General features: G+C 66.2%; 13 protein-coding genes. 9 read left to right on the top strand and 4 right to left on the bottom strand.

Annotated elements, in window-relative coordinates; genetic code table 11:
* From BMY12_RS02495 to BMY12_RS02475, 5 genes are all read left to right on the top strand, one after another.
* Positions 1-1,278: methyl-accepting chemotaxis protein (locus tag BMY12_RS02495; RefSeq protein ID WP_245732321.1), on the top strand; the 1,278-nt coding region annotated here is incomplete at its 5' end.
* Positions 1,279-1,323: 45 nt separating this feature from the next.
* The gene (locus tag BMY12_RS02490) at positions 1,324-2,163 is read left to right on the top strand and encodes a CheR family methyltransferase (RefSeq protein ID WP_093281500.1); all 840 of its coding nucleotides are present in this window, start codon (positions 1,324-1,326) and stop codon (positions 2,161-2,163) included.
* A gap of 71 nt (positions 2,164-2,234) precedes the next feature.
* Positions 2,235-2,774: a chemoreceptor glutamine deamidase CheD gene (gene cheD, locus BMY12_RS02485; protein ID WP_366516775.1), complete on the top strand. Its 540-nt coding sequence runs from the start codon at positions 2,235-2,237 to the stop codon at positions 2,772-2,774.
* The gene (locus BMY12_RS02480) at positions 2,774-3,805 is read left to right on the top strand and encodes a protein-glutamate methylesterase/protein-glutamine glutaminase (RefSeq protein WP_093281495.1); all 1,032 of its coding nucleotides are present in this window, start codon (positions 2,774-2,776) and stop codon (positions 3,803-3,805) included. Before cheD ends, BMY12_RS02480 begins: the two co-directional genes overlap by 1 nt.
* 171 nt (positions 3,806-3,976) lie before the next feature.
* The gene (locus BMY12_RS02475) at positions 3,977-5,074 is read left to right on the top strand and encodes a methyl-accepting chemotaxis protein (protein WP_177188803.1); all 1,098 of its coding nucleotides are present in this window, start codon (positions 3,977-3,979) and stop codon (positions 5,072-5,074) included.
* 81 nt (positions 5,075-5,155) lie between these two features.
* Here the strand turns inward: BMY12_RS02475 and BMY12_RS02470 are convergent, their stop codons facing one another.
* Positions 5,156-6,385 (bottom strand): GGDEF domain-containing protein, encoded by a 1,230-nt coding sequence (locus BMY12_RS02470; RefSeq protein WP_093281491.1) that lies wholly within the window; start codon positions 6,383-6,385, stop codon positions 5,156-5,158.
* A 134-nt stretch (positions 6,386-6,519) separates the two neighbouring features.
* Positions 6,520-7,110, bottom strand: a complete 591-nt coding sequence (locus tag BMY12_RS02465) for a Maf family protein (RefSeq protein ID WP_093281488.1) — start codon at positions 7,108-7,110, stop codon at positions 6,520-6,522.
* Positions 7,111-7,178: 68 nt separating this feature from the next.
* Between BMY12_RS02465 and BMY12_RS02460 the strand changes: the two genes are divergently transcribed.
* From BMY12_RS02460 to plsX, 3 genes are read left to right on the top strand one after another with little or no spacing between them, the layout of a single operon-like run.
* Positions 7,179-7,694: a YceD family protein gene (locus BMY12_RS02460; protein WP_093281486.1), complete on the top strand. Its 516-nt coding sequence runs from the start codon at positions 7,179-7,181 to the stop codon at positions 7,692-7,694.
* 52 nt (positions 7,695-7,746) lie between these two features.
* Entirely contained in the window at positions 7,747-7,947 is a 201-nt protein-coding gene (gene rpmF, locus BMY12_RS02455; protein WP_093281484.1) for a 50S ribosomal protein L32, read from the top strand.
* Between the two features lie 38 nt (positions 7,948-7,985).
* A complete protein-coding gene (plsX, locus tag BMY12_RS02450) occupies positions 7,986-9,032 on the top strand; it encodes a phosphate acyltransferase PlsX (protein ID WP_093281482.1) in 1,047 nt (348 codons plus the stop codon).
* 53 nt (positions 9,033-9,085) lie between these two features.
* Here plsX and BMY12_RS02445 read toward each other — a convergent pair whose 3' ends face one another.
* Both BMY12_RS02445 and edd read right to left on the bottom strand, forming a co-directional pair.
* Positions 9,086-9,718 (bottom strand): bifunctional 4-hydroxy-2-oxoglutarate aldolase/2-dehydro-3-deoxy-phosphogluconate aldolase, encoded by a 633-nt coding sequence (locus BMY12_RS02445; protein ID WP_177188802.1) that lies wholly within the window; start codon positions 9,716-9,718, stop codon positions 9,086-9,088.
* A 12-nt stretch (positions 9,719-9,730) separates the two neighbouring features.
* The gene (edd, locus tag BMY12_RS02440) at positions 9,731-11,557 is read right to left on the bottom strand and encodes a phosphogluconate dehydratase (protein WP_093281479.1); all 1,827 of its coding nucleotides are present in this window, start codon (positions 11,555-11,557) and stop codon (positions 9,731-9,733) included.
* Between the two features lie 235 nt (positions 11,558-11,792).
* Here edd and zwf point away from each other — a divergent pair, with 235 nt between their 5' ends.
* On the top strand, positions 11,793-13,250 hold the full coding sequence (gene zwf, locus BMY12_RS02435) for a glucose-6-phosphate dehydrogenase (protein WP_093281476.1): 1,458 nt from the start codon (positions 11,793-11,795) through the stop codon (positions 13,248-13,250).
* The last annotated feature ends 2 nt before the right edge of the window (positions 13,251-13,252 follow it).

Raw genomic sequence — 13,252 nt, 5'->3', positions numbered from 1 at the left:
ATCCCGACGCCGATCACCGACAACTACAACGGTGATTTCAACACCATCAAGAACAACCTCAACCGCGCCATTGACGCCGTCAACAAGCTGGTGGCCGACGCCGACATGCTCTCGCAGGCGGCGGTGGAAGGCCGTCTGGCGACGCGCGCCGATGCCAGCAAGCACGAGGGTGACTTCCGCAAGATCGTGCAGGGCGTCAATGACACCCTGGATGCGGTGGTGGCGCCGATCAACGAAACCGGCCGTCTGCTCTCGGCGCTGGCGACGGGCGATCTGACCCAGTTCATCCACTCCGATTACCGCGGCGACTTCGACAAGATGAAGGAAGACGCCAATCACACGGTGCGGCAGCTGGGCGAGATCGTTTCGCAGATCCAGCTGGCCACCAACACCATCAACACCGCGGCCAAGGAAATCGCGGTGGGCAATGCCGATCTGTCCGGTCGCACCGAACAGCAGGCGGCCAGCCTCGAAGAAACCTCCTCGTCCATGGAGGAGCTGACCTCGACGGTGCGGCAGAACGCCGAGAACGCCCGCCAGGCCAACCAGCTGGCGATGGGCGCCTCCGATGTCGCGCGCAAGGGTGGCGAAGTGGTCGGCGAGGTGGTCACCACCATGGCGGCCATCAACGAGGCCAGCCGCAAGATCGTCGACATCATCAGCGTCATCGACGGCATCGCCTTCCAGACCAATATCCTGGCCCTGAACGCTGCCGTCGAGGCTGCGCGGGCCGGCGAACAGGGTCGCGGCTTCGCAGTGGTGGCCTCGGAAGTGCGCAGCCTGGCGCAGCGCTCGGCGGCCGCCGCCAAGGAGATCAAGAGCCTGATCGGCGACTCCGTGGAGAAGGTCGGCAACGGCAGCAAGCTGGTCGAGCACGCCGGCAAGACCATGGAGGAAATCGTCAACAGCGTGAAGCGCGTGACAGACATCATGGCCGAAATCAGCGCCGCTTCGCAGGAACAGAGCCAGGGCATCGAGCAGGTCAACAAGGCCATCTCGCAGATGGATGAGGTGACGCAGCAGAACGCCGCCCTGGTGGAGCAGGCCTCGGCCTCGGCGCGCTCTCTGGAAGAGCAGACCGTGTCCCTGTCCGAATCGGTGAGCCGCTTCCGCCTGGATACGGTGATGGCTTCGGTTGCGCATCCTGCCAACCGGCAGTCCAAGCCGGCGGTCGGCAAGCTCAAGCCGGCAGCCGCTGCGATGGCCAAGATGCCGCCGAAGGCCCCCGCCAAGGTGGCGGAAGGCGCGGAGAAGGACAGCCGCTGGACGGAGTTTTAAGTCCCAGCGGCAATCCGCCATCCAGCTACCACGAGAGCTTTGAGCATGACCCAAGCCGTCTTACCAGACAGCACGCGCGAGTTCGAATTCACACCGGCTGACTTCGAACGCGTGCGCAAGCTGATTTATCAGCGCGCGGGCATCGCCCTGGCGCCCAGCAAGCAGGACATGGTCTACAGTCGTCTGGCGCGGCGTCTGCGCGCGCGCCAGATCGACAGCTTCAAGGCCTATCTCGACGATCTGGACGATCCCCTGTCAGCGGAATGGGAAGCCTTCGTCAACGCGCTGACCACCAATCTCACCTCGTTCTTTCGCGAGGCGCACCACTTCGACCGCCTGTACGAACTGCTGCTGAAGCAGACGCCCGGCTCCGAGGTGTTGTTGTGGTCTTCGGCCTCGTCCACCGGTGAAGAGCCCTATTCCATGGCGATCACGGTGATGGAGGCCCTGGACAAGGTGCGGCTGCGGGTGCGCATCCTGGCCACCGACCTGGATACCAATGTGCTGGAGACCGCGCGCCAGGGCGTCTACGCGCTCGACCGCATCGAAAAGCTCAGTGAGGAACGCAAGAGGCGCTTCTTCCTGCGCGGTTCGGGTTCGGCGCAGGGTTACGTGCGGGTGCGCGACGAGCTGCGGGCAATGGTGAGCTTCCAGCAGCTCAATCTGCTCGATCCGCAGTGGCCGCTCAAGGGGCCGTTCACGGTGATCTTCTGCCGCAATGTGATGATCTATTTCGACAAGCCCACCCAGTATCGCGTGTTGCAAAAGATGGTTCCGCTGCTGACGCCCGACGGCCTGCTGTTTACCGGCCATTCGGAAAGCTTTTTCCACGCCACCGATCTGATCCAACCATGTGGGCGAACGATTTACCGACGCGCGCGTTGAAGCGTAGCCGCCAGCGCAAGGACGATGATTCCGAACATGCCGGTCGCTACTACGACAATCGTTTTGATGCCATGGCGGTCAAGGTGGCGCCGGGCGAATTCGTTGCCACCGGCGAGGACGTGATGCTGGTGACGCTGCTGGGCTCCTGCGTATCGGCGTGCATCCGCGATCCGCGCAGCGGCATCGGCGGCATGAATCATTTCCTGCTGCCCGATGCCGGGCTCTCGGCGCCGGGCAATGACTCGGCACGCTATGGCAGCTATGCCATGGAAATGATGATCAACGAACTGCTCAAGCGCGGCGCCCGGCGCGAACACCTGGAAGCCAAGGTGTTCGGCGGCGGCGCGGTGCTGGCCGGCATGAAGTTCGGAAACGTCGGCGAGCGCAATTGCGAGTTCGTCCTGAGGTATCTGCAGGACGAACGTATTCCAGTGCTGGCGGCGGATCTGGGCGACATCGTGCCGCGCCGCGTTCACTACTTTCCGCGCGACGGGCGCGCCTTGGTGCGGCGCCTGCCGATCACCGATCGCGAGGCGGTGCGTGACGAGGAAGTCCGTTATCTCAAGCAGATCCGGCAGCAGCCCAAGGCCGGTTCCGTGGAGCTCTTCTGATGGCCATTCGAGTGTTGATCGTGGACGATTCCGCCGTGGTGCGGAATCTGATGACCGAGATTCTTTCCGAGGATGCCGAAATCGAGGTGGTGGGCACCGCGCCCGATCCCTTCGTGGCGCGCGACAAGATCAAGCAGCTGCAGCCCGATGTGCTGACCCTGGATGTGGAGATGCCGCGCATGGACGGCCTCACCTTCCTGGAGAACCTGATGCGGCTGCGGCCGATGCCGGTGCTGATGGTGTCCTCGCTCACCGAGGCCGGCGCCGACATCACCCTGGATGCGCTGGAGATCGGCGCGGTGGATTTCGTCACCAAGCCCAAGATCGACGTCGCCGCCGGCCTGCGCGACTACGCCGACATGCTGCGGGAGAAGGTCAAGACTGCGGCCCGCGCCCGGCCGCGCCGGCAGGAGCCGACTTCGGCACCGGCGGCGCGCGCGCGCAAGCCCTTCCGCAGCACCGAAAAGATCATCGCCATCGGTGCCTCCACCGGCGGCACCGAGGCGATCAAGGAAGTGCTGGAGACGATGCCGGCCGATGCGCCCGCCATCGTCATCACCCAGCACATTCCCGCGATGTTCAGCGCGCCGTTTGCGGCGCGCATGGATCGCAGCTCGGCGATGCGCGTGTTCCAGGCCAGTGACGGACAGCAGATCGTGCCGGGGCACGTCTATATCGCGCCGGGCGACCGGCATCTGGAAATCACCCGCTCGGGCGCACGCTATGTCTGCCATCTGAGCGATGCGCCGCCGGAGAACCGTCATCGGCCCAGCGTCGATGTGATGTTCAACTCGCTGGCGCGCTGCGCCGGACGCAATGTGGTGGCGGCCATACTCACCGGCATGGGCGACGACGGGGCAAGAGGCATGCGCGCGCTGCGTGAGGCAGGGGCCCGCACCCTGGTGCAGGACGAGGCCAGCTGCGTGGTCTGGGGCATGCCCGGCGCCGCCTACAAGCTCGGTGCCGCCGAACTGGTGTTGCCGCTCAACCAGATCACCAACCGCCTGCTGGATTGGGCCGAAACCCTGTGAATGGCCGCACTGCGACCGGCGAGCGGCGTCTGCGCGGTGCCGACCGGTATCCAGGCATGCCGGTCACGGCCGCTACCATTTGCAAATAGAAGTGCCGTGTCGCCTCAATCAGCTCAGGAGTCTAGCCTTATGCCGTCTTCACAGTGGAAATCATTTGCCGCACCCGCGGCCTTGACGGTTCTGCACGTGCTGCTGCTTGCCGTAGCGCCGCAGGCCATCTGGGGCTGGAGCAGCGGTCTGCTGGCAGTGCTGGCCTGGGCCGCGCTGGCGGTGTATCAGGCGCGCCTGCGTGAAACCGAGCTGGCCGAACTGGGCCGCCTCAGCGGCCGCGTGCGGCATCAGGAACAGATGGTCTCCGAAATCCGCGCCGGGCTGGCGCAGGAAGCCTCGGCCGCCGGCAGCGAAGTCGAACGCGTGCGCGGCCTGATCAGCGATGCGGTCAAGCAGCTGGGCGCGGCCTTCGAGGAAATGAACCGCCAGGCCAAGATGCAGGAAGATGCGGTGGCCGGCATGCTCAGCCAGGACGGTGCCAGCGGCGCCGGCGTCAACGTGCGGCGCTTTGCCGAGGCGGCGGCGGGCCTGATGAACAATCTCGCGCAGTCGCTGTCGGAAGTCGCCGGCCAGAGCGTGGCGACCGTGCAGCAGATCGACACCATGGTCAAGCAGCTCGACGCGATCTTCGATCTGCTCAGCGATGTGAAGTCGATTGCCGATCAGACCAATCTGATGGCGCTCAATGCCGCCATCGAAGCGGCGCGTGCCGGCGAGGCCGGTCGCGGCTTCGCGGTGGTGGCGGAAGAAGTGCGCAACCTCTCCGAACGTTCCACCAGTTTCAACGAGCAGATCCGCAAGCTGGTGTCCGGCTCCAAGGAAGCCATCGCCAAGGCGCGCGAAACCGTCGATGCCATGGCCACCCGCGACATGAGCCTGTCCAACGGCGCCCGCGACGAAGTCAGCCGTCTGCTGCGTCAGGTGGACGACATCAACAACGCGCTCACCGGCGGCATCCGCGCCGTGGGCGGCGCCCGCGAGCGTATCGCCGAATCGGTGGGCCGCGCGGTGCGCTGCCTGCAGTTTGAAGACATCTCGACCCAGGCCCTGGCCACCGCGCGTGCCCATGCGCAGCGCGTGGAAGCCATCAGCGTGGAGCTGGGCGATACCGACAAGCCGGCCGGCGAGCGTCGTCCGGCGGCGGTGGACTGGCGCAAGCCGGTGCATCAGCCGGTGGCGCAGGTGAGCATGCAGAGCGGTACGGTCGATCTGTTCTGATCCGGCGGCCAGTCGAAAAACCCCCTTGCGGCCGGCGCCGGCGCAAGGGGGTTTTTGTCATCTGCGCGCTGGCGGCAGGCTTCAGGCCCGCAGCGCCCGGGCCGGCACCGGCGGCGTCTCCAGCATCCCGGCTTCGAAGCTGGCCACGCAGCTGCGGCCGCGGCTCTTGGCCCGGTACAGCGCGGCATCGGCCTTGCGCATCAGCTCCCAGAGCGGCAGCGCTTCCTGGCAGGTGGCGACGCCGGCGCTGGTGGTGAGGACGCGGTGCGGCGACTGGCGGTTGTCCAGGCCCAGGGCGCGGATGTCCTGCACCAGATTCTGTGCGATCTGCTCGGCGGCCGCGGCGTCGCACTCCGGCAGCAGCAGGATGAATTCGTCTCCGCCCAGGCGTACTGCAGCGTCCAGCGGCCGCCGCGCGAACTGGGCGAGGCGGGCGGCGAAGGCAGTGAGCAGGCCATCGCCATAGGCATGCCCGTAGCTGTCATTGATCAGCTTGAAGTAATCGACGTCCACCGCGATCAGGCTCACCGGCGCCGGATGGCGCTGCAGCGCGGCGCGCACCGCTTCGTACTGCAGTTCCAGCGCGCGGCGGTTCTTCAGGCCGGTGAGCGGATCGGTGACCGCCTGCGCGCGCAGCAGCGCGGCATAGCACCAGGCCTTGCGTCGGGCGTACTGGGAATGCGCGTAGGCCAGAAACATGATCGCCAGCAGCAGCCACTCGGCCAGCCAGGTGCTGGGGCTGCGCTGATAGTCGGGATGCTGGAACAGCTGGTCGGCAAGGCTGATGCCCACGATATACGCGCCGATGAAGGCCAGCATGCGCAGCAGGCCGATGCGCGCCAGTGCCAGCACCGCGATCGGCATGGTGGTGATCAGCAAGGGTTCGAGGCGCCAGCCGTAGCTGGCGCTTTCGAAGCGCATCCATTCGCCCAGCAGGCATACCGCGATGAAGCCGCCCATCAGCAGCCATTCGGCGGCGGCGTGCTGGCTGTATCGCCACTGCACCAGGCTCAAGGCCAGGAACGAGGGCACGATCACCTGCAGATTGATGGTCTGCATCCAGGCCGTCAGCGGATCGGGCAGGCTGATGAAGCTGCCGGCCCAGAGGCCCGAGGTGCCGCAGATCAGCGCCGGCAGCAGCGCCAGCAGCACGCGGGTGAGTCGCGCCTGATGGCGCATCTGTGCCAGATACAGGGTCTCCAGGCGGCCCGGCAGGCGCAGCAGCCGCGAGCCGCCGGCACGCACGACGCATTCCAGGTCATGCAGTTCCTTGCCGCCCAGTGTTTCCGTTGCGTCCTGATCGTGGCTCATGACGGGGTCGTGGTACGCCCGATGATTCGATCTGGATTTTCCGGCTGCGCTGCTCCCCCGGACAATGAGCAAATTGCTGATGGCGGTGCGCGGTATCTGCCTGCGTCCTTGTGGGCGCGGCGGAGACGGCGCTGTCAGGGCAGTGTCAGGCCGGCGGCGCGCAGCAGACGGCAGGTGGCGATCAGGGGCAGGCCGATCAGCGCACTGGGATCGCGGTTGTCGATGGCCTCGAACAGGCTGATGCCATAGCCCTCGCAGCGAAAGCTGCCGGCGCAGTCCAGCGCCGGTTCGGCAGCCAGATAGGCCTCGATGGCGGCCTCGTCCAGCGCGCGGAACTCCACCGTGGTCAGATCCAGTTCCTGCCGGCACTGGCCGTCGGCGAGCAGCGCCACGCCGGTATGGAACACCACGCGCCGGCCCGAGCACAGGCGCAGCTGGCGGCGCGCCTGTTCCAGGCTGCCGGGCTTGCCCAGAATCTGCCCGTCGACGCTGGCGGCCTGATCCGAGCCGATGATCCAGTGCTGCGGGTGGGCCGGGGCCAGGGCCAGCGCCTTGGCGCGTGCCAGGCGCGTGACCAGTTCGGCCACGGTTTCGCCGGGCAGCGGCGTCTCATCCACCGCCGAGGCCTGGGCGCTGAACGGCAGGCGCAGCCGGCGGAGCAGCTCGGCGCGGTAAGGCGAGGCCGAGGCCAGCAGCAACAGGGGCGGGCTTTCGGAATTACTCATTGAAATTCTTTGACTTTCAAGGGCTGTCTCACTATGATGCGCGGCCTTTTTCGCAATGGGTGCAGCCTATGCCGGTTCCGCAACGCGTACGCGCCTCGGCTGCGATCGCGCAGCGGCAAGCGTATCGCGGCGAACTGGCTTTGCGCAGCCTGCCGAGGCTTCGCGACTTGCTGGCCGATGCCAGCGGCGCGCTGCAGGTGGAACTGCAGGCCGGCGTGCGACAGGGGCGCGAGCATTTGCAGGGTGAGCTGCAGGGCGGCCTGAAGTTTTGCTGCCAGCGCTGCGAGCGCAGTTTCGAGTGGCCGCTGCGGATCGAGATGGATCTGCTGCTGGTGCACAGTGAGGAAGAAGAGGCGGCGGCACTGCAGGATGCCGAGCCCTACTGGGTGCAGGACGATGAACTGCCCCTGCAGGAGCTGATCGAAGACGAGGTGCTGCTGGCTTTGCCGATGCTGCCTCGCTGCGAATCATGCGAAAATGCGGTCAAGGCCAGCGCTGCAGTGCAGGAAGCGGCGGTGGAGCAGGTGGAAGAACGGGTGAATCCCTTCCTCCAGCTGCAAGAAGAGTTCAAGAAGCGGCACTGACTTTTTCGTTTTTGAGTGTTGGGCCTCCAGATTGGCCCTACGGAGTAGAGACATGGCAGTTCAAGATTCCAAGAAATCCCGCGCCTATCGTGGCCACCGTCACGCGCACTGGAAGAACAAGGCGCAGGCGCCTGCGCTGTCCACCGATCCGACCTCGGGTGAGACGCATCGCCGTCATCACGTGACCGCCGACGGCTACTACCGTGGCAAGAAGGTCATCGACACCGCGACGGCCGCCGACGCGGCCGAGTAAGACTGCGCCTCGTCTGATCGCGCTGCCTGCGGCGGCGTATGCCCGCAGTGGCTCCGATCACGCTCGCCCTGGATGCGATGGGTGGCGATCACGGCTATGCAACAGTCGTGGCCGCCGCCCGTTTGGCGTTGGACGAGCATCCCCAGCTGCATCTGATTCTGGTCGGCGACGAGGCGCGGCTGCGTCCGGCGCTGCATGAGCATCGGCTGGCGGGTGAAACGCGGGTAGTGGTGCACCATGCCAGCGAAACCGTGGGCATGGACGAGTCACCGTCCAAGGCCCTGCGCGGCAAGAAAGACTCTTCGATGCGCGTGGCCATCAATCTGGTCCGCGACGGTCGGGCGCAGGCGGCGGTGTCCGCCGGTAACACCGGCGCGCTGATGGCCACCGCCAAGTTCGTGCTCAAGACCCTGCCGGGCATCGACCGGCCGGCGATCATCTCCGCCATTCCCAGCATGAACGGCCATGTGCACATGCTGGATCTGGGTGCCAATGCCCAGTGCAGCGCCGAGCAGCTGTTCCAGTTCGCGCTGATGGGTTCGGCCATGCTCACCGCCACGCGCCGCATCGAGCGGCCCAGCGTGGCCTTGCTCAACATCGGCGAGGAAGAGATCAAGGGCAATGAGGTGATCAAGCAGGCGGCACAGCTGCTGCAGGCCTCGGCGCTCAACTACGTGGGCTATGTCGAAGGTGATGGCGTGTTCACGCGCGACCTCGATCTGGTGGTCTGCGATGGTTTCACCGGCAACATCGCGCTGAAGACCGGCGAGGGTGTGGCCAAGCTGCTGTATCACTACATCAAGCAGGAGTTCACCCGCTCGCTGCTGACCAAGGCCGCCGCCATCGCCGCGCTGCCGGCCTTGAAGGCGCTGAAGAAGCGCATGGATCCGCGCAATTACAACGGTGCCAGCCTGCTGGGCCTGAGCGGCATCGTGATCAAATCGCACGGCAGCGCGGACGCCCAGGCCTTTGCCACGGCGATCCGCGTCGCCGTCGCCGAAGTACGCCATCAGGTGCCGCAACGCATCGCCGCGCAGCTGGCCAAGGTGCCGGTGCCGAGCCACGCTGGAGGCGCGGCGAGCTAGGCAGGCGAGACCTGAGACGCCGCGAGCCTGCCTGGTCTCAGGTCCGAGGTTTTTCAGGGCCGCAGCGCCACCGCTTCGCTCGCCAGCCGTGTCACCGTCGCCCAGTCGCCCGACTTCACCGCTGCCGCCGGCGTCAGCCAGGAGCCACCGATGCAGGCGACATTGGGCAGGGCGAGAAAATCCTTGGCAGTGGCCGGGCTGATGCCGCCGGTGGGGCAGAAGCGCACTTGCGCGAAGGGTCCGTGCAGGGCCTTGAGCATGGCGATGCCACCGGCCGGCACGGCCGGAAAGAATTTCAGAGCGCCATAGCCCTCATCCAGTGCCGACATCAGCTCGCCGGGAGTCATCACGCCGGGCAGCAGCGGCAGGCCGGCGCTGCGTGCCGCACGCAGCAGGCTCACGGTGCTGCCCGGGCTGACGCCGAAGCGCGCGCCGGCCTTCAGCGCGGCCTCCAGATCAGCAACATTGGCCAGGGTGCCGGCGCCGATGATGGCCTCCGGCACCTCGTCGGCAATCAGGCGGATCGCCTGCAGCGCCACCGGCGTGCGCAGGGTGACTTCCAGCACGCGCACCCCGCCGGCGATCAGGGCGCGTGCCATCGGCACCGCCTGCGCGAGTTCTTCGATGACGATCACCGGAATCACCGGGCCGTCGTTCATCACCGCTGCCACACTGAGGCTGCTCATGCTGGGCTCCCGTCAGACCGCCATGCCGGCGTTGAAGCTGATGGCGCCCTGCTCGGCGCCGCTGGCCATGGCGCGGGCGTTGGCGAACAGTTCGCGGCCCATGCCATGGCCGTTGTCGCGCAGATCGGCGCTGGCTTGCTCGCGGCTCTGCCACTGAGCGGCATCGACCAGCGCTTCCAGCTGGCCGGCTTCGGCGTCGAGCAGAATCAGGTCGCCGTCGCGCACGCGGCCCAGTGGTCCACCGCTCAAGACTTCCGGCGTGACGTGAATCGCCGCCGGCACCTTGCCGGAGGCGCCGGACATGCGGCCATCGGTGACCAGGGCCACGTGGAAACCCTCGTCCTGCAGATTGGCCAGCGCCGGCGTGAGCTTGTGCAGTTCCGGCATGCCATTGGCGCGTGGCCCCTGGAAGCGGATCACGGCAATGAAGTCGCGCTGCAGCTCGCCGCGCTTGTAGGCTTCCAGCATCGCGTCCTGGCTGTCGAAGACCAGGGCCGGCGCCTGCACCCGGCGATGCTCGGGCTTCACCGCGGAGACCTTGATCACCGCGCGACCGAGATTGCCCTGCAGCAGGCGCAGGCCGCCGTCGGCCGAGAACGGCGCGCTGGCGGGACGCAGCACATTCTCGTCCAGGCTCTTGTCGGGCGCGTCACGCCAGACCAGCTGCGTGCCTTCCAGATAAGGCTCCTGCGCGTAGCGCGCCAGACCCTGGCCGGCCACCGTCATCACGTCCTCGTGCAGCAGGCCGGCCTTCAGCAGCTCGCGGATCAGATAGCCCATGCCGCCGCAGGCGTGGAAGTGATTCACATCGGCGCCGCCATTGGGGTAGATGCGCGCCAGCAGCGGCACCTCGGCCGACAGCGCGTCGAAATCGCTCCAGTCGATGATGATGCCCGCGGCGCGGGCCATGGCGACCAGGTGGATGGTGTGATTGGTGGAGCCGCCGGTGGCGAGCAGGCCGACGATGGCGTTGACGATGGCGCGCTCGTCCACCACGGCACTGATCGGAATGTATTCACCGCCCAGCTGCGAGATCTTCGCGGCACGCTGCGCGGCGGCGCGGGTCAGGGCATCGCGCAGCGCCGTGTTTGGCGTCACGAAGGCCGCGCCCGGCAGATGCAGGCCCATGACCTCCATCATCATCTGATTGCTGTTGGCGGTGCCGTAGAAAGTGCAGGTGCCGGCCTCGTGATAGGACTTCATCTCCGATTCCAGCAGCGCCTCGCGTCCCACCTTGCCTTGCGCATGCAGCTGGCGGATCTTGGCTTTCTCGGGATTGGACATGCCCGTGCTCATCGGTCCGCCCGGCACGAAGATCGCCGGCAGATGACCGAACTGCAGCGCGCCGATCACCAGCCCCGGCACGATCTTGTCGCAGATGCCCAGGTACAGGCCGGCGTCGAAGACGTTGTGCGACATGGCAATCGCCGTGGCCATGGCAATCACATCGCGCGAGAACAGCGACAGCTCCATGCCGGCGTAGCCCTGGGTCACGCCATCGCACATCGCCGGCACGCCGCCGGCGAACTGCGCCACCGCACCCACCTCGCGCGCCGCCTGCCGGATCAGATCCGGGTAACGCTGATACGGCTGATGCGCCGACAGCATGTCGTTGTAGGCCGAGACGATGGCGAGATTGGGCCAGCGGCCATTGCGCAGCTGCTGCTTTTCCTCGGCGGGGGAGGCGGCGATGGCGTGGGCAAGGTTTGTGCAGGACAGTTGCGAACGCTGCGAGCCGGCTTGCGCCGCCTGGGCGCAGCGGGCGAGGTAGGGCTCGCGGCTGGGGCGGCTGCGCTCCTGGATGCGGGCGGTGACACGGGCAATCAGTGGATGGGTCATGTTCCTGTCCTGGTGGCTTCAGTCGGCCTTGCGTTTCTGTAGTTTAATTACAGATTCACCGAGACTCAGAGCTGCGGCGTTCTTCAAGATGAAACGATAAGCACCTGTAGTGTAATGAGCTAATAAGGGAAATCAAGCGCTGCCGCGGTATGTGGCACTTCTCGACGGGCTGCTTGTCAGCTCTGGATTTTTTGTAGTAAAAATACACAAATCCGGACGAGAGGAGAGGGCGGGCATGGCGCTACCAGCATTCGATTTCGTGCTGTTCGGTGGTGGCGGCGATCTGGCGATGCGCAAGCTGATTCCGGCGCTCTATTACCGCCACCGTGACAGTCCCGATGCACAAGGCTGGCGCGTGATCGCCATCGGCCGCGAAGCCCTGAATGACGAGCAGTACCGTCAGCGCGCCGAGCAGCATTGCCGGCAGTATCTGCCGGCGGCGGATTTCTCCGAGGCCGCCTGGCAGCGCTTCGTGCCCTGTCTGGAGTACCAGCGCCTGGATGGCACCGTGCCGGACGACTACGCGGCGCTGGCGCAGCGCCTGCAGGACCCGCAGCGGGTGCGGGTGTTCTATCTGGCCACCGCGCCCAGCCTGTTCACCGCCATCTGCGGCAATCTCGGCGCCGCCGGTCTGGTCACGCCGAACGCCCGCGTGGTTCTGGAAAAACCCCTGGGCCGCGACCGCGCCTCGGCGCAGCGCATCAACGAGGACGTGGGGCGGGTGTTTGCGGAAGAGCAGATCTTCCGCATCGATCATTACCTGGGCAAGGAGACGGTGCAGAACCTGATTGCGCTGCGCTTCGGCAATCTGCTCTTTGAACCCCTGTGGAATCGCGCCTGGGTGCGCGATGTGCAGATCACCATCGCCGAGACCGTGGGCGTGGAAGGGCGCGGCGAGTTTTACGACAACGCCGGCGCGCTGCGCGACATGGTGCAGAACCATCTGCTGCAGCTCTTGTGCATCGTCGCCATGGAGCCACCGGCCAATATCGAGGCCGACACCATGCGCGATGAAAAGCTGAAAGTGCTGCGCTCGCTGCGGCCCTTGAGTACCGATGATGTGGCCACGCGCGTGGTGCGCGGCCAGTATCGCGCCGGCGCCATCGCCGGCAAGCCGGTGCCGGGCTATCTGGAAGAGCCGGGTATTCCTGCGCAGAGCCGCACCGAAACCTTTGTCGCGATCCGCGCCGAACTCGACAACTGGCGCTGGTCGGGCGTGCCGTTCTTCCTGCGCACCGGCAAGCGCATGAGCGAGCGCCTGGCCGAGATCGTGGTGAACTTCCGCGCGGTGCCGCATCCGATTCTGCCGAACGTGGCGGGCAGTGCCGCCGCCAACCGTCTGGTGATCAGCCTGCAGCCCAATGAGGGCCTGCGTCTGGATCTGATGGCCAAGGTGCCGGGCGAGTCCATGCAGATCCAGCCCATTCCCCTGGACGTGGCTTTCGCCGAGACTTATCACATGCGGCCCTGGGACGCCTATGAGCGTCTGATCATGGATGTGATCCGTGGCCGGCTCACGCTGTTCATGCGCCGCGACGAACTCGATGCGGCCTGGGCCTGGGTGGAGCCGATCATGCAGGCCTGGGAAAAGCAGCCCCTGCCGCCGAAATCCTATCCCGCTGGAACCTGGGGCCCGACCGCATCGAGCGCGCTGCTGGCGCGCGACGGTCTGGCCTGGCATGAGGAGAGTTGAGT

This window comes from Solimonas aquatica, assembly GCF_900111015.1.
GTDB lineage: Bacteria > Pseudomonadota > Gammaproteobacteria > Nevskiales > Nevskiaceae > Solimonas > Solimonas aquatica.
The sequence above is the reverse complement of the archived record's forward strand: the minus strand, read 5'-3'. Positions and strand labels throughout refer to the sequence as shown.